The 14,340-nt window shown below is 73.4% G+C and carries 19 protein-coding genes and 3 pseudogenes; 5 read left to right on the top strand and 17 right to left on the bottom strand.

Going from position 1 to position 14,340, the window contains the following annotated elements; genetic code table 11:
* Window positions 1-13: 13 nt before the first annotated feature.
* Window positions 14-805, top strand: coding sequence for a hypothetical protein (locus G5V59_RS22615; RefSeq protein WP_278257952.1), 792 nt, complete (start codon window positions 14-16; stop codon window positions 803-805).
* Window positions 784-1,077: a hypothetical protein gene (locus G5V59_RS22610; protein WP_278257951.1), complete on the top strand. Its 294-nt coding sequence runs from the start codon at window positions 784-786 to the stop codon at window positions 1,075-1,077. The genes G5V59_RS22615 and G5V59_RS22610 overlap by 22 nt, the downstream gene beginning before the upstream one ends.
* Window positions 1,078-1,149: 72 nt before the next feature.
* Here G5V59_RS22610 and G5V59_RS22605 read toward each other — a convergent pair whose 3' ends face one another.
* From G5V59_RS22605 to G5V59_RS22595, 3 genes are all read right to left on the bottom strand, one after another.
* Window positions 1,150-1,635 carry a CAP domain-containing protein gene (locus G5V59_RS22605; RefSeq protein ID WP_278257950.1) on the bottom strand — a complete coding sequence of 162 codons (486 nt, stop codon included), beginning with the start codon at window positions 1,633-1,635 and terminating at the stop codon, window positions 1,150-1,152.
* Between the two features lie 40 nt (window positions 1,636-1,675).
* A complete protein-coding gene (locus G5V59_RS22600; RefSeq protein ID WP_278257949.1) occupies window positions 1,676-1,879 on the bottom strand; it encodes a hypothetical protein in 204 nt (67 codons plus the stop codon).
* Between the two features lie 112 nt (window positions 1,880-1,991).
* Window positions 1,992-2,168: a hypothetical protein gene (locus G5V59_RS22595; RefSeq protein ID WP_278257948.1), complete on the bottom strand. Its 177-nt coding sequence runs from the start codon at window positions 2,166-2,168 to the stop codon at window positions 1,992-1,994.
* A gap of 248 nt (window positions 2,169-2,416) precedes the next feature.
* Here G5V59_RS22595 and G5V59_RS22590 point away from each other — a divergent pair, with 248 nt between their 5' ends.
* The gene (locus G5V59_RS22590; protein WP_278257947.1) at window positions 2,417-2,965 is read left to right on the top strand and encodes a hypothetical protein; all 549 of its coding nucleotides are present in this window, start codon (window positions 2,417-2,419) and stop codon (window positions 2,963-2,965) included.
* On the opposite strand, the gene G5V59_RS22585 is transcribed toward G5V59_RS22590, so the two are convergent.
* Complete coding sequence (locus G5V59_RS22585) at window positions 2,889-3,269, bottom strand: hypothetical protein (RefSeq protein WP_278257946.1); 381 nt, start codon at window positions 3,267-3,269, stop codon at window positions 2,889-2,891. The genes G5V59_RS22590 and G5V59_RS22585 overlap by 77 nt on opposite strands.
* Window positions 3,270-3,396: 127 nt before the next feature.
* Here G5V59_RS22585 and G5V59_RS22580 point away from each other — a divergent pair, with 127 nt between their 5' ends.
* The gene (locus G5V59_RS22580; RefSeq protein ID WP_278257945.1) at window positions 3,397-4,434 is read left to right on the top strand and encodes a hypothetical protein; all 1,038 of its coding nucleotides are present in this window, start codon (window positions 3,397-3,399) and stop codon (window positions 4,432-4,434) included.
* On the opposite strand, the gene G5V59_RS22575 is transcribed toward G5V59_RS22580, so the two are convergent.
* Window positions 4,425-5,108, bottom strand: a complete 684-nt coding sequence (locus G5V59_RS22575) for a helix-turn-helix domain-containing protein (RefSeq protein ID WP_278257944.1) — start codon at window positions 5,106-5,108, stop codon at window positions 4,425-4,427. The genes G5V59_RS22580 and G5V59_RS22575 overlap by 10 nt on opposite strands.
* 29 nt (window positions 5,109-5,137) lie before the next feature.
* On the bottom strand, window positions 5,138-5,704 hold the full coding sequence (locus G5V59_RS22570; RefSeq protein ID WP_278257943.1) for a hypothetical protein: 567 nt from the start codon (window positions 5,702-5,704) through the stop codon (window positions 5,138-5,140).
* 186 nt (window positions 5,705-5,890) lie between these two features.
* Between G5V59_RS22570 and G5V59_RS22565 the strand changes: the two genes are divergently transcribed.
* Window positions 5,891-7,378, top strand: a complete 1,488-nt coding sequence (locus G5V59_RS22565; RefSeq protein WP_278257942.1) for an NAD(P)/FAD-dependent oxidoreductase — start codon at window positions 5,891-5,893, stop codon at window positions 7,376-7,378.
* An 18-nt stretch (window positions 7,379-7,396) separates the two neighbouring features.
* On the opposite strand, the gene G5V59_RS22560 is transcribed toward G5V59_RS22565, so the two are convergent.
* The 11 genes and pseudogenes from G5V59_RS22560 to G5V59_RS22510 form a co-directional block, all read right to left on the bottom strand.
* The gene (locus G5V59_RS22560; protein WP_278257941.1) at window positions 7,397-7,525 is read right to left on the bottom strand and encodes an MMPL family transporter; all 129 of its coding nucleotides are present in this window, start codon (window positions 7,523-7,525) and stop codon (window positions 7,397-7,399) included.
* Window positions 7,526-7,619: 94 nt separating this feature from the next.
* Window positions 7,620-8,651 (bottom strand): annotated as a pseudogene (locus tag G5V59_RS22555) (MMPL family transporter); the annotation flags it as partial.
* A 91-nt stretch (window positions 8,652-8,742) separates the two neighbouring features.
* Window positions 8,743-9,084, bottom strand: a pseudogene (locus G5V59_RS22550) (MMPL family transporter); the annotation flags it as partial.
* A gap of 41 nt (window positions 9,085-9,125) precedes the next feature.
* The gene (locus G5V59_RS22545; RefSeq protein WP_278257940.1) at window positions 9,126-10,547 is read right to left on the bottom strand and encodes a DUF4304 domain-containing protein; all 1,422 of its coding nucleotides are present in this window, start codon (window positions 10,545-10,547) and stop codon (window positions 9,126-9,128) included.
* The gene (locus G5V59_RS22540; protein ID WP_278260336.1) at window positions 10,544-10,810 is read right to left on the bottom strand and encodes a hypothetical protein; all 267 of its coding nucleotides are present in this window, start codon (window positions 10,808-10,810) and stop codon (window positions 10,544-10,546) included. Before G5V59_RS22540 ends, G5V59_RS22545 begins: the two co-directional genes overlap by 4 nt.
* A 17-nt stretch (window positions 10,811-10,827) precedes the next feature.
* Complete coding sequence (locus G5V59_RS22535) at window positions 10,828-11,232, bottom strand: hypothetical protein (RefSeq protein ID WP_278260335.1); 405 nt, start codon at window positions 11,230-11,232, stop codon at window positions 10,828-10,830.
* A 25-nt stretch (window positions 11,233-11,257) separates the two neighbouring features.
* Window positions 11,258-11,329, bottom strand: a pseudogene (locus G5V59_RS22530) (hypothetical protein); the annotation flags it as partial.
* Between the two features lie 16 nt (window positions 11,330-11,345).
* Window positions 11,346-12,116 (bottom strand): ABC transporter permease, encoded by a 771-nt coding sequence (locus G5V59_RS22525; RefSeq protein ID WP_278260004.1) that lies wholly within the window; start codon window positions 12,114-12,116, stop codon window positions 11,346-11,348.
* Entirely contained in the window at window positions 12,113-12,868 is a 756-nt protein-coding gene (locus G5V59_RS22520) for an ATP-binding cassette domain-containing protein (protein WP_341351006.1), read from the bottom strand. Before G5V59_RS22520 ends, G5V59_RS22525 begins: the two co-directional genes overlap by 4 nt.
* A 35-nt stretch (window positions 12,869-12,903) precedes the next feature.
* Entirely contained in the window at window positions 12,904-13,518 is a 615-nt protein-coding gene (locus tag G5V59_RS22515; RefSeq protein ID WP_278257939.1) for a polysaccharide biosynthesis C-terminal domain-containing protein, read from the bottom strand.
* On the bottom strand, window positions 13,485-14,294 hold the full coding sequence (locus G5V59_RS22510; RefSeq protein WP_341351289.1) for a hypothetical protein: 810 nt from the start codon (window positions 14,292-14,294) through the stop codon (window positions 13,485-13,487). Before G5V59_RS22510 ends, G5V59_RS22515 begins: the two co-directional genes overlap by 34 nt.
* Window positions 14,295-14,340 lie beyond the last annotated feature (46 nt).

The following is a 14,340-nucleotide window of genomic DNA, read 5'->3' as shown; positions in this document are numbered from 1 at the left end:
GATCGTCACCCAGGTGCTCTGCCCCGGCTCGCAGAACGACGTCTCCGTCCACGGCGACATCCTCGTCCTCAGCGTCGACTCCAGCCGCAGCAACGACAGACTGCGACAACGTGCCGCAGTCGGCCACCATCAAGTCGTCGTGGGAGGGCATCCGGGTCTTCGACATCAGCGACCCGACGAAGCCGCGCTACGTCGCCGCGGTCGAGACCGCCTGCGGCTCGCACACCCACACGATCGCGCCGTCGAAGGACCGCCGCGACCTCTACGTCTACGTGTCGTCGTACTCCCCCAACGCGACCTTCCCCGACTGCCAGCCGCCGCACGACCAGATCAGCGTGGTCAAGGTCCCCGTGCGCGCGCCGCAGGACGCGGCCGTGGTGAGCACCCCGGTCCTCTTCCCCGACGGCGGCAACCCGGCGGGGGGTACTCCCGGGAGACCTCCGGCTGCCACGACCTCACGGCCTACGCCCGCAAGGACGTGATGGCCGGTGCCTGCATGGGTGACGGGATCCTGCTCGACATCTCCGACCGGGAGCGGCCGGTCGTCACCGAGCGGGTCCGCGACACCCAGAACTTCGCGTTCTGGCACTCGGCGACCTTCAACAACGCGGGCACCAAGGTGGTCTTCACCGACGAGACTCGGCGGGGGCGGCGGCCCGACCTGCAACCCGACCACCGGGCCGAGCAAGGGCGCGGACGGGATCTACGACATCCGCGGCGGCAAAGCTGGTCTTCCGCTCCTACTTCAAGATCCCGCGGACCCAGGCCAACACCGAGAACTGCGTGGCCCACAACGGCTCGCTGATCCCGGTCAAGGGCCGCGACATCATGGTCCAGGCCTGGTACCAGGGCGGCATCTCGGTGTGGGACTTCACCGACTCCGCACGGCCGACCGAGATCGCGCACTTCGACCGCGGACCGCTGTCGGAGGAGGAGCCTGGTGCTGGGCGGGTCGTGGTCGGCGTACTGGTACAACGGCCACATCTACTCCAGCGACATCCAGCAGGGCCTCGACGTGCTCCGGGTCAACGACCCGCGGGTCGCCCGGGCGCGCAGCGTGCGGACGGACGAGCCTGAACGTGCAGTCCCAGACGTCGTACTGACGCCGGCCCTGGACCTCGCCCTGGCCCCGGTCCGGACGGACCGGGGTCAGGGCGCGCGGAGGACCAGGCTGAGGTAGACGTTGCCCGCCCGGTCGCGCCACGCGCCCACCCCGGCCTGCCGGAACCGGCCGTCGAGCATCAGGCTGCGATGGCTCGGCGAGCGCATCCAGCCGGCGACCGCACGCAGGGCGGGCATCCGCCGACCCTTGGCGATGTTCTCGCCGGCCATCCGGCCGCCGCAACGGACGAAGACCTGACGCAGGCCGCTGAGGTGCCGGAACGCGTCGTACGTCGCCATCCGGCGTGATCGCGACTCCGCGAACCGGTCCACACAGCGCGCGGGCCGCAGCGCGGGCAGACCACGCTGCAGCCGCATCCGGTTGACCTGGCGCAGCACCGCGCGCTCGTAGGTACCGCTCAGCGGCGCGACCGACTGGGCCTGCGCCGGCGGTGTCGTCAGCGGGGTGGGGGCGGCGGCGAGCACGGTCGCCGTCAGGAGCCCGGCAGCGGCCGAGCGGAGGGTCCTGCTCATCGGTGGGTCCTTCCCGAGGGGGCCACCGGATCTCAGCGGGTCAGGGGCGGTCGACGTACCGGTCGCGGGGCGCACGCCGCCACGGCGGCGCGATCACGAGCGACAGGACGATCGCCAGGACCCCCGCGACGATGAGGATCGTCCCCAGAGCGTCTTCGTTGACGTACTTGATGTCGGCCGTGATCACGTCCATGGTGAAGACGAGTCCGACGACGAGCAGCACGATGCCGAGTCCGATGTACATGCGCCAGCGGTACCCCGGGTGCGGACGGACAGACCCTCCGCGCTGCGGTCAGCGGATCGGCAGGCCCTGCAACCGTGGCGCGGTGTCACCAGGCAGGCTGCCGGCCAGCCACTCACCGAAGGTCGCCCGCGCCTCCAGGTCGACGTCCGGGTTGGCCCGGATGTAGTCCTGGACGGCACGTTCGGGGTCGGTGCGCTCGCCGTCGACGATCAGCCGGCGGTAGGCGACGAGTCTCGCGCACCGAGTAGGCCCGCGACGAGGAACGGATGTGTCCGTGATCCCGAGTCATGACAACCACGCTATAGCGACTTTGGTGGAACGCCCAGCCGGGATGGGAGGCTTGCTCACCATGCGGGAGGACGTGTATGACGTGGGCGCGCGGTTGGCCGGCTGGCTCGAGGAGCTCGGTCTCGCCGACCAGGCTCGGCGCCGCCGGGCTGCCCACCTTCGAGCGGGACCTGGGCGGGGTGGCGCGCTGGACCGACCCGCGCACCGGCGCCCCGCTGAGCGCCGACCAGGCTCGCCGACCTCGACCGGGTGCTGCACCAGGACGGGGAGGACCCGGCCCACGCCGTACCGCTCGGGCTGGTGCAGCTGCGCCGACGGGCGCAGGTGCGCGCGGCCCTGCTCGCGAGCGCGACGCACACCTACGCGAGCCTCGCCGCCGTGCGGGGCGCGTCGGAGAACGCGACCCGCTTCGCCGTCCACAAGGCAGCCGAGCGGGGCGCGCTGCTCGTCGTGCCGCACGAGGGCGGGGTGCTCGTCCCGGCCTTCCAGACTCGACGCCGGCGGCGAGCCTGCGGGAGGAGCCTGGGTGCGGTCCTCTCACCGCTGCTGGCCGCGAGGATGGACCCCTGGGCGGTGTGGACCTGGCTGACCCAGCCGGCGGGGCTGCTCGGCGGCGCCGTACCGCACGAGGCTGCTCGGGACCCCGAGGAGCCTGCCGATCGTGCGGCATGCGGCGGTGCGGCTGGCCGAGCGGGTCTGATCCTGCTGGGGCGGGGCGCCGTCAGCGCTCGCGGACGGCGTGGTCGCCGATCAGCAGGAAGGTCTCGACGCACCGCGCGACCACCTCGTCGCGGCTGAGCGGGAGCGTGCCCGCCGTCCAGGCGGTCAGCACCTCGACGAGCCCGCCGAGGAGCAGGGTGGCGGCGAAGGCGGCGTCCCGCTCGACCTCCGGCGTGGGATCGACGCCGAGGCTCGACATGCCGCGCTCCTGGATCAGCGCGACCAGGGTGCGGGTCAGGTCGGCGCGCAGCCGCGCGAGCACCGGGTGACCGGCGGACTCCTCCAGCAGGCGGGTCAGCCGCGGATCGGCCACGAGCAGGTCGACGCCGGCCCCGATGGTCGCCGTGGCCTGCGCGCTCGGCTCCGGTCCGGCGCTCGCCATCGCCGCGACGAGGACCTCGACCAGGCGCGCGCCTGCATCCTCGGCGACCGCGACGAGGAGGTCGTCGTGACCGGGGAAGGCTCTCGTAGTAGTACCGCTCGTTGAGGCTCGCCTGCCGGCAGACCTTGTGCACGGTGAGCGCCGACGTGCCGTGCTCGGCGATCAAGGTCGTCGCCGCGTCGACGAGTCGCTGCCGGCGGGCGGCCGCGCGCTGGGCGGCCGGGACGCCGCCGTAGGCGCGGCCGGTGGAGCTCATGCGAGGAGTCTGGCAGACATCGTTGCCAGATGGTGGGGGCGCGTGCGATGCTGCATCTGGTGGGCGGCCTTGCCAGATAATATCTGGTGGATGGCCTTGCCAGATCGGAGGCGGATGGATGAGCGGCTACTTCGCGACCGACTCGGTCGTCGTGCGGGCGCTGTCGACCCGGGCGGTCGGCCTGACCTACGGCCAGCGCGCGCTGGTGACCGGCGCGCTGCACGCCCGGCTCTTCGTCGGCACCGCGCAGCACACCACCCACCGGACCTCGCCGTACACCCGGCTGGGGCTGACGGCGCGGCTGTTCGAGGCGGTGTTCCTCGGCTCGCGGGCCGAGGCCGACCGCGCCCTGTCCTACGCCGCCAAGAGGCACGCCACCGTGCGCGGCACGACGCGGGTCGACGGAGGGCCGGCGCACCCCACCGGCACGCCGTACGACGCCGCGGACCCCGGCCTGATGTGGTGGACCGCAGCGTTCGTCCTCGACTCGGTGGAGGCGGTCCACGACGCCCTGGTCCGGCGGCTGAGCGACGCCGAGCGGGAAGAGTCTGTTCGCGGACTTCGTGCGCTGGGCGGAGCCTGTTCGGCATGCCGCGGGCCGGCGCCCCGGCGTCGTACCGGGACTTCCGCGCGGACTTCGACGGCTGGCTGCACTCCGAGGCACCCTTCCTCACCGACGAGGCGCGGCTGGTGGGCCGGCACATCGCCGGGACGTCGGGGTACGCACTCCCGTTCCGGGCGATCAGGCTCGCCGCTGCTGGCGACGATCGTCCAGGGCAGCCTCGACCCGGTCGTCCGCGAGCACCACGGCATCGTGTGGGACAGCCGTCAGGAGGCGGCGTGGCAGGTGCTCAGCCGAGCGAGCCGAGTCTGCCTTCCGGGTCCCGGTGCTGCGGCGCTCACCGCTGACGACCGGGCGCAGCGAGGAGTTCTACAAGGTCGTCCAGCGCGGGGAGCGGGCCCTGCTGGCGCGCGGCGGGGTGAGCATCCGCGGGGTGAGCGACACCCCGGCGCCGTACGGCGAGCCGGATCACGTCGCCTGACGGGCCTGCCAGCGCAGCACCTCCAGCGCCACCCCGACCCGCAGCGGGTCCTCGGCCAGCGGGCGCGGCAGCAGGCTCGTCGGCGCGGGCGAGCCGACGGAGCACGGTGTTGCGGTGGGTGAACAGCCGATCCGCCGCCGCGGAGGCGTTGCCGAGGACGGCGAGGTAGGTGCGCACGGTCTCCTGCAGGTCGGCCGGCGCCGCCGCGAGGTCGCCCAGCACGAGCGCCACGAACTCCTCCGCCCGCGCCTCGTCGCGGGTCACCAGCGCCGCCACCTGCACCTCCGCGAAGGTCACCACGGGATCGGGGGCGCCGAGCCGGGCCACCAGGCGTCGTACCTCGACGGCGTCCTGGTGGCTGCGCCGGAACCCCTCGACCCCGCGGGCGGGGGCGCCGATGGCCACCCGCACCTCCGGGGTACGACGCAGCGCGGCCGCGACCTCGGCACGGTCCGGCGGCGTGCGCACCGGCAGCCACACCCACAGCGTGCTGGCCGCCGCCACGACGGTGAGACGCTGGCGGGCACCGGCGGCGCGCATCAGCGCCTCCGCGGCCCGCTCGAGCCGGCTCAGGCTCGGACTCGCCCTCCGCGGTCCACACCACGGCCGCGACGTGCGGGCCGTCGAGGCGGTGCCCGAGCACGTCCTCGGCCCGGGCGCGGGAGACCGGTGCGCCCTGCAGGATCAGGGCGACCAGGTCGCGCCGCTCGGCCTGCGAGCCGCGAGTCAGGTCGTCGCGCTCGGCGGCCATCCGCAGCGCGACCGCGGCGATGGTGTCGTCGACGAAGGCGGAGATCGAGGCGGCCGAGACCAGCAGCACCTCCTCGAGCTCGTCGGCGTCCCGGGTGAGCCCGAAGCAGATCCGCATCCACGCCTGCCAGGCCACGCTCTGCCCGGTGCGGTAGGTGTCGAGGCCGATCTCGTCGAGACCGCGCCGGACCAGGTCGCGGGCGACGTCGAGCCTGGACCGCGCTGGTGTTCGCCGGGACCCGGTCGCCGGGCGCGCGGACGTTGGCGCTCGCCCAGGCGAAGAGGTTGTCGAAGTTGGCACGCCGGATGGCCTCCGCGAGTGCCGGGTCGGCGGCGATCTCGGCGGCGGAGGGCGCGGAGAGGGTCGCCTCGTGGACCTGGGCCACCCAGGCGTCGGGCGACTGGACGGCCAGGCTCGGCAGCGCGCCGGATGAGGGCGCGGGTGCGCGCGGACGGCTCGGCCCAGGTCATCCGGCCAGCGTAGGACCTACGGTGCACAGTGCACCACCGGATGCCCGAAGCGGGCGGTGTGCACCTGCCGACCGTGTCCGTCCGAGGCGCACCATGGAGGCATGACCACCGAACACCTCGACGTCCTCGTCATCGGCGCCGGCATCTCCGGGATCGGCGCGGCGCGGTACCTGCTCACCGAGCGCCCCGGCACCACCTTCGCCGTGCTCGAGGCGCGCGAGGCGTCCGGCGGCACCTGGGACCTGTTCCGCTACCCCGGCATCCGCAGCGACTCCGACCTGCAGACCTTCGGCTACGAGTTCAAGCCGTGGACCGACCCCAAGGCCATCGCCAGCGCGGACAAGATCCTCGCCTACCTGCGCGAGACCTCCCGCGAGTACGGCATCGACGAGCACATCCGCTACCAGCACCGCGTGCTCGGTGCGGCCTGGTCCACCGACGAGGCCCGCTGGACCGTGCAGGTCGAGCGCGGCGACACCGGCGAGCGGCTCACCCTGACGGCGGGCTGGCTGTTCGGCGCCACCGGCTACTACGACTACGCCGAGGGCTTCACCCCCGAGTTCGCGGGACGCGAGCGCTTCACCGGCGAGATCGTGCACCCCCAGCACTGGCCCGAGGACCTCGACTACGCCGGCAAGCGGGTCGTCGTCATCGGCTCCGGTGCCACCGCGGTGACCCTGGTCCCGGCGATGATCGAGGGCGGCGCGGAGCACGTCACGATGCTGCAGCGCACGCCGACCTACATCATGCCGGTGCCCTCGGAGGACAAGGCTGGCCAACCGCCTGCTCTCGGTGTTCGGCCACGACCGCGGCTACGCGCTGGCGCGGCAGAAGAACATCCTCAAGCAGCGGGCCGTGTGGAAGTTCTGCCAGACCTTCCCCAAGACCGCGCGCACCCTCATCCGGTCGGTGAACGCGAGGTTCCTCCCCGAGGGTTACGACGTCGACACGCACTTCAACCCGCCGTACGACCCGTGGGACCAGCGGCTGTGCGCGGTGCCCGACGGCGACCTGTTCCGCGCGATCCGCAAGGGCAGCGCGTCGGTGGTGACCGACCGCATCACGAGCTTCACCGAGACCGGCGTGCTGCTGGCCTCCGGCGAGGAGCCTGGCCGCCGACGTCATCGTCACCGCGACCGGCCTCAACCTCCAGGCTCTTCGGCGGCATCGACATCAGCGTCGACGGCACGGCGCTGCACGCACCCGACCACGTCGCCTACAAGGGCATGATGCTCAGCGGCGTCCCGAACCTCGCCTTCGCGATCGGCTACACCAACTCGTCGTGGACCCTCAAGGTCGGCCTGCTCTGCGAGCACTTCTGCCGCCTGCTGGAGCACATGGAGACCCACGGCTACGACGTGTGCGTCCCCGAGGCTCCGGAAGGCATGGCGACCCGGCCGCTGCTGGACTTCGCCGCCGGCTACGTCCAGCGCGCGCTCGACACGCTGCCGCGCCAGGGCGACCGCTACCCGTGGACCATGTCGATGTCCTACAAGGAGGACGTGCGGCTGGTGCGCGGCGGCGACGTGGTCGACGAGAACCTCACGTTCTCGCGGGCCACGGCCGGCAAGGTCGCACAGCCGGCCTGAGGTCCTGCCGTCCGTCGCTCAGGCGGGTTCAGCAGCAGCGCACGTCACCCGCGCCGGCCACCAGAACCGGTCGCCGAGCAGCATCACGAGCGCCGGCACCAGCACGGTCCGCACGACGAGGGTGTCGAGCAGGACGCCGAGGCACACGACCACGCCGAGCCTGCGCCAGGACGACGAGCGGCAGGACGCCCAGCACCGCGAACACCGCGCCGAGCAGGATCCCGGCGCTGGTGATCACGCCGCCGGTGGCCGCGAGGGCGCGCAGCATGCCGTCGCGGGTGCCGTGCGCGCGGGCCTCCTCGCGGGCCCGGGTCACGAGGAAGATGTTGTAGTCCACGCCCAGTGCGACGAGGAAGAGGAACGCGAAGAGCGGCACCTGGACGTCGAGCGCGTCGAAGCCGAGCGGCCCGGTGAACAGCCACCGGGAGGCTCCCATGCTGGCGGCGTAGGTGCCGACGACGGTGGCGACGAGCAGGACCGGCGCGACGATCGAGCGCAGCAGCAGGAGCAGCGCGAGCAGCACCACTCCGAGGATGAGAGGGAGCACCACCTCGCGGTCGCGGGCGGCACCGTCGCGCTCGTCGATGCCGGCGGCCTCCTCGCCGCCGACGTGGGTGTCGGGGAAGTCCGCGACGGCGTCCCGGAGCTCACCGATCGTCGACCGTGCCGCGGCGCTGCCGGGCCGCGCGTCGAGGACCACGTCGATGCGGCTGATGCCGTCGGCGGTGTCGGCGACCCGGGCGGACGTGACGCCCGGGGAGCCCGCGACCGCCGTACGCACGGCCTCGGCGTCGGCGCGGGTGAGCACCTCGGTCGGGCTGGAGGTGCCGGCCGGGAAGGAGTCGGCGAGGCGGGTGGCGGCGGCGATGGCCTCGGGCTCGTCGAGGAACTGGTCGGCCTGGCCGAGGCCGGTCTCGACCCGGAGCAGGCCGACGGCGAGCAGGGCGAGGACGGCGACGGTGCCGCCGGCGAGGACGGCGGGCCGCCGCCGGACCAGGCCGCCCACCCGGCGCCACGGCGAGGGGCGCTCGGCGAGCGCGGTGGCGCCGACCTCGGGACGCCGCGGCCAGAACACCCAGCGCCCGAAGAGCACGAGCAGGCACGGCAGCACGACGAGCACGAAGGACGCCGCCACGACGATGCCGATCGCGCAGGCCAGGCCGAGCCCGCGGGTGCTCGGCGTGAGCGAGAGGAGCAGGGTGAGCAGGCCGGCGACGACCGTGCCGGCGCTGCACAGCACCGGCTCCACGGTACGACGCAGCGCGAGCCCCATGGCCTCGTGCCGGGACTCGTGGCGGCCCAGGCTCGTCGCGGTAGCGGGAGATGAGCAGCAGCGCGTAGTTCGTGCCCGCCCCGAACACCAGCACGGACAGGATGCCGACGGTCGACTCGTTCCACGCGACGTCGAGCGCGGCCATGGCCCGGGTGGCGAGCACCGCGGCGAGCCGGTCGGCGACGCCGACGACGAGCAGCGGGATCATCCACAGCACCGGGCTGCGATAGGTCAGCACCAGCAGGATCGCCACGACGGAGGCGGTCGCGAGCAGCAGCCGGGTGTTGGCACCGTCGAAGACCTTCGCCAGGTCGGCCTGGATCCCGGCGGGGCCGGTGACCTGGGCGGTGACGCCGTCGGGCGTCGCCTCCCCGAGCCGGGTGCGCAGCCGGTCCACCGCGTCGGCGGTCTCGCTCGCCGATGCCGCCTCCACCGGTACGACGACGAAGGCGGCCGTCGCGTCCTCGGCCACCGTCAGGCTCTGCGGCACGCCGCCGACGGCCTGCACGGCGGTGCGGATCGCGGCCTGCTGCCGGTCGTCGAGGCGGCCGCGCTCGGCGGCGAAGAGCACGATGGCCACGTCCTGCTCGTCCGAGCCGAGTCTGCTGGTCCAGGCTGGGTCGCCAGCGTGCTGTCCATTCCCTTCGGCACGGAGTCGGTGGGCTGCTGGGTCCGCTCCCCCTCGGCCAGCAGGCCGAGCGCGAGCACCGCGAGGACCAGCGGCAGCAGGCCCAGCAGCCAGGCGCGGTGGGGGCGATGAGCGGGACGGGCGGCGCTGGGGGACATGCGAGACTCCATCGTCGATCGGAACAGCGGCGGGTAGTCGCTAAGATACTTGATAGTTAAGTAGGTGAGAGAAATGACGCGACCCACGGACTGGCACGCCACCCCGACGATGGAGGCGCTGCGCCGCCTGCTGCAGTCGGCCGTGCGGATCCGGCACGTCGTCTCCCGCCGCACCGGCCTCAGCGAGGTCGAGTCTCGCCGCCCTGGAGCAGGTCGGCCGCGGATCGCTCGGCCCCGCCGCGCTGGCCCGCCAGGCTCGACGTCAGCAGCGCCGCCGCCACCGGCATCGTCGACCGGCTGAGCCGGCGCGGTCACCTGGAGCGGGTGCCCGACGCGGACGACCGCCGTCGGACCCAGCTGCACCTGACGGACACCGCGAACGCCGAGGTGCAGCGGCACCTCGGGCCGATGTTCGCCGGGCTGGCCCGGCTCGACGCGAGCTTCAGCGACGAGGAGCGGGCCGTGGTCGAGCGCTACCTGTCCGGGGTGCTCGACTGCCTGGACGAGGTGATCGCCGAGCCGTAGCGCTCGGCGGTGCGCTCGAACTGGGCGAGCAGCCGCGGCCACCGGTCCTCGGCGCCGAACTCCGCCTCGGCCCGCGCGAGCCTGGTCGGCCATCGCGGCGGAGTCGCCGGTCGCGCAGGACCAGGCGAAGAGGTCGAGGTCCAGCGGCCCCGCCTCCGTGCGCAGCACGCCGGCCAGCGCCTCCGCGTCCACGATCCGCTCCAGGTGCGCGGCCACCTGGCCGATCGCTGCCCGGAAGGCGGGCTGGAGATCCGCGTCCGACCAGTCCTCCAGGTCGATCCACTGGCCCGGCCAGTCCGTGATCGTCTCGAACCTGGTGGCATAGGGGGCGTTCGCCATCGCCGGGTCGTCGGGGACGGTGCTGCCGAGGCGGCGGGCGAAGTCGCCGACGTACGCCGCCGACTCGACGTAGTCCCGCAGGTGGCCGGGCGCGTTGCCGTGGCTGCGCTGCAGGGTCACGCGGTGCACGACATCGCCCTCGACGCGGGTCCACTCCAGCCGGCGCTTGTGGTAGCCGCGCGGCTTGAGCACCGGGACGACGGCCTCGGCGACCAGCGGGGTGAGACGTGCCTCGAGATCGGTCACGCCGGCAGCCTAGGACTCGATCCGCTCCAGGCTTGGTCCACCCGCGCCAGCCGCGCTCCTCCAACAGGTCCAGCAGCCGCCGGGCAGCCGGCACCGAGCCTGAGGAAGACCCCGTCCAACAGGGCCGCGAGGTCGTCGGGGATGTCGATCCCCTCCTCCCAGGCGTCGCTGCGCGCGGCGTCGTCCTCGACCATCGCGACGAACCGGTCGGCCAGCGCCGGCAGCCGCGGGTCGTCCGGCGCCCAGGTGATCGCGTCCGCCATGTCGAGGTAGCCCTGGCTCAGCCCGGGCTGGTCGAGTCTGGGCGTTCTTGATCGCCATGAAGAGCGGCATGTGCTGGGGCACCTGGGCGGCGATCAGGATCCAGGCGTCCCGCTCCCCCTCGATCAGCACCTCCGGCACGCCGATCTCCCGCAGCCGGGCGAGGAAGGCCGCCGCCGCGGGAGGCAGCGCCAGGTTGTCCCCCGCGGCGAGCCTGCGCGATCCGCTCGCGATGGCGCTGCCGCTCGCGGATCTCGGCACGCAGCCTGCGGTCGATCTCCTCGACGGCGGCGGCGAACTCCTCCGGGTCGGCGGCGAGGAGCCGGCGCACCCGGGCGAGCGGGACGCCGGCCTCGGCCAGGGTGCGGATCCGGATCAGGCTCGGAGGCCGCCCGGGCGTCGTACCGGCGGTAGCCGGAGGCATCGCGCTCGGGCTCCGGAAGCAGTCCCTTGGCGTGGTAGTGCCGGACGGCACGCACCGTCACCCCGGCGTACGACGCCAGCTCCCCGATCGTCAGCATGGGCGTCCTCATGGGCTCAGCGTGCCGCAGCCCGGCCGAACAGGCGCACCGACCACGCGAAGCACAGCGCCGTGATCAGCACGCACCACCCGATCGCCCAGCCCAGGTCGCTGCCCGGGTCGGCACCGTCGAGCAGCGCGCGCAAGGTGTCGATGACCGGTGTGAAGGGCTGGTGCTCCGCGATCCACGCCAGCACCCGCGGCATCGAGTCGGTCGGCACGAAGGCGCTCGACACGAAGGGCAGCAGCACCAGGAACATCGGGGTGTTGCTCGCCGTCTCCACGCTGTCGGCGGCCAGCCCGAGCCCGACGCACAGCCAGGTGAGGGCGAACGCGAGCAGCCCGAGCACGCCGAGCGCGCCGAGCCAGCCGAGCGGACCGGCGTCGGGACGGTAGCCCAGGGCGACCGCGATACCGAGCACCACCGCCAGGGCCAGCGCGGTCTGCACGAGGGCGGCGAGCACCAGCCCGGTCAGCACCGAGGAGTGCGCGATCGGCATCGTGCGCAGGCGGTCGACGATCCCCTCGGTGGCGTCCTTGGCGGCGTAGATCGCGATGCTCATCGCGACCGAGGCGACGGTGACGAGCAGGATCGCGGGCGCCAGGTAGGTGAGGTAGGCGTCGCGGTCCCCACCTCCCGGCAGGCCGGCACCGAGGGTGCCGCCGAAGACGTAGACGAACAGCAGCAGGAAGAGCACCGGCTGCGCGACGAGCATGATCGTCAAGGACGGGTAGCGCACCATGTGCAGCAGGTTGCGGCGCAGCAGCGTGCGGGTGTCGCGGATCATCGGGCCACCTCCGTGAGGGCGAGGAAGACGTCGTCGAGGCTCTCGCCACCGGCCAGGCTCCTTGAGCTCGGCGGGCGTGCCCTCGGCGACGAGCCGGCCGCCGTCGAGCAGGCCGACGGTGTGGGCGAGCCTGGTCCGCCTCCTCCAGGTACTGCGTGGTGAGCAGCACCGTCACCCCCTCGGCGAGCAAACTCGCGGACGATGTCCCACGACTCGCGGCGGCTGCGCGGGTCCAGACCGGTCGTCGGCTCGTCGAGGAAGATCACGCCCGGCCGGCTGACCAGGGTCATGGCGAGGTCGAGGCGTCGCCTCATCCCACCCGAGTACGTCGACGCGCGGCGCCCCGCCGCGTCGGTGAGCCCGAAGCGCTCCAGCGAACCGGCGACCCGCGCCGACGCCTCGGTCCGGGGCAGGTGGGCGAGATCGGCCATCAGCCGCAGGTTCTCGCGGCCGGTGAGCAGGTCGTCGACCGCCGAGAACTGACCGGTGACCCCGATCGAGCGGCGGACCGCGACCGCCGCGTCGGCGACGTCGTGCCCGGCGACCCGGGCCGAGCCGCCGTCGGGGGCCACGAGCGTGGAGAGGATCCGGACCAGGGTGGTCTTGCCGGCCCCGTTGGGACCGAGCAGGGCGTAGACCGTGCCGCGCGGCACGGTGAGGTCGACGCCGTCGAGGACGACGTGGTCGCCGTAGGACTTGCGGAGGCCGGTCACCTCGATGACGGCCTCGGCGGTGGGGGGTTGCTGGTTCATGCCGACCAGCGTCGAGGGTTGACGCTGCGTCAGGGTCAAGCCCGTTGCTGGACCCGCTCCTCGGCGAGCCCGGCGGGCGAGCGCAGCAGCCCCCGGAAGGCCGCGAAGCCGGCCGGGTCGAGCGCCCGGCTGAGCAGTCCCCAGACGACGAGGTAGATCACGGCACTGCCGGCGAGTGCAGCACCGAGCGAGGAGACCTCGGCCGCGAACAGCCCGGCGCACGCGGTGGCGACGACGATCGGGACCAGGGCGGGGACCGACACGATGCTGCCGACCAGCCGGGTGAGCGGGACCAGCACGATCACCGCCTCGACGAGGAAGGCGAGGCTGGAGGCCGCGGCCGCGGCGGTGATGCCCCAGACCGGGATCAGCCAGAGGTTGAGGCCCACGTTGAGCACCAGGCCGACCACGCTCGCCACGAGCACGACCGGGTAGGGGCGCCGGGCGAGCAGCACCGAGCCGCACAGGTGGTTGATGCCGAAGAGCAGCGGCGCGGGCGCGAGAGCGAGGAAGAGTCCTGCGTGGACGTACTCCGCGCCGAAGAGCAGGCCCACCAGGTCGTCGCCGCGCAGGGCCAGCAGGGCGCCGTAGGGGAGGTAGATCGCGCAGATGATCGTCAGGCTGCGCCGTGCCCAGGTGCGCACGTGCACGGTGTCGTGGGCGCGGGCGGCGATGACCGGCACGTAGGCCCGGGAGAGGGTCCAGGCTGACGAAGAGCACGGTCTCGAAGATCCGGTAGGCTCGCGCCGTAGACGCCGACGGCGGTGGTGCTCAGCAGCACCCCGATCAGCGCGGCGTCGATGCGGAACAGCCCCATGGAGGCGATCTCGTCCAGGCCCATCACCGGCGCGGCCACCAGGATCAGCCGGATCTCCGGGCGGATCCCCCGCAGGCGGGGGCGGGCGCCGACCCGGCGGGCGGCGAGGTACATCCCGGCGACGCCGACGAGCGTGGCGAGGAGGTAGCCCAGCGCCGCGCACCACGCGCTGCGGGTCAGCAGCAGGGCGCCGACGGAGAGGCCGAGCGCGGAGAACCGCTGGACCACCAGGACGACGGCCGCGAGTCTGCTGCTGCTGGACCGCGCCGCAGACCGCGCGGGAGGCGTCGCTGAACGTCTCCAGCAGACAGACTCGTCACGAGCAGGCAGACCGCGGCGGCGTGCGGGACGCTCATCGTGGCGAGCAGGACGACCGCGGTCGGGACCAGCACCGCGACCGAGAGCGCGGCGCGCAGGACGAGCAGCGCGCCGTAGCAGCGGTCGATCGGCTCGGGCCGGGCGCTGCACAGCCTGCACCAGCCGCGCGTCCAGGCCGAGCGAGGACACCACGCCGAGCAGCAGGCCCAGGCTCAGCCCGAAGGAGAGCACACCGAACTCCTGCACCCCGAGCACGCGGGCCAGGACGAGGAAGGTGAGGAAGGTGGCGATCTTGCCGAGCAGACTCCGAGGCCGCCAGCGTGAGGACCGCGGAGCC

The organism is Nocardioides convexus, from assembly GCF_011090295.1.
Note: the sequence above shows the minus strand (reverse complement) of the source record. Positions and strands in the feature narration are given on the sequence as shown.

Coding starts and splice junctions, on each gene's coding strand:
- G5V59_RS22595 (WP_278257948.1), bottom strand. CDS start 2,168: ATGACTCGGGATCACGGACACATCCGTTCCTCGTCGCGGGCCTACTCG.
- G5V59_RS22605 (WP_278257950.1), bottom strand. CDS start 1,635: ATGAGCAGGACCCTCCGCTCGGCCGCTGCCGGGCTCCTGACGGCGACC.
- G5V59_RS22575 (WP_278257944.1), bottom strand. CDS start 5,108: ATGCGCGCCGCCGGTGCCCGCCAGCGTCTCACCGTCGTGGCGGCGGCC.
- G5V59_RS22535 (WP_278260335.1), bottom strand. CDS start 11,232: ATGCCTCCGGCTACCGCCGGTACGACGCCCGGGCGGCCTCCGAGCCTG.
- G5V59_RS22520 (WP_341351006.1), bottom strand. CDS start 12,868: ATGAACCAGCAACCCCCCACCGCCGAGGCCGTCATCGAGGTGACCGGC.
- G5V59_RS22600 (WP_278257949.1), bottom strand. CDS start 1,879: ATGTACATCGGACTCGGCATCGTGCTGCTCGTCGTCGGACTCGTCTTC.
- G5V59_RS22540 (WP_278260336.1), bottom strand. CDS start 10,810: ATGGCGGACGCGATCACCTGGGCGCCGGACGACCCGCGGCTGCCGGCG.
- G5V59_RS22585 (WP_278257946.1), bottom strand. CDS start 3,269: ATGGCGAGCGCCGGACCGGAGCCGAGCGCGCAGGCCACGGCGACCATC.
- G5V59_RS22565 (WP_278257942.1), top strand. CDS start 5,891: ATGACCACCGAACACCTCGACGTCCTCGTCATCGGCGCCGGCATCTCC.
- G5V59_RS22525 (WP_278260004.1), bottom strand. CDS start 12,116: ATGATCCGCGACACCCGCACGCTGCTGCGCCGCAACCTGCTGCACATG.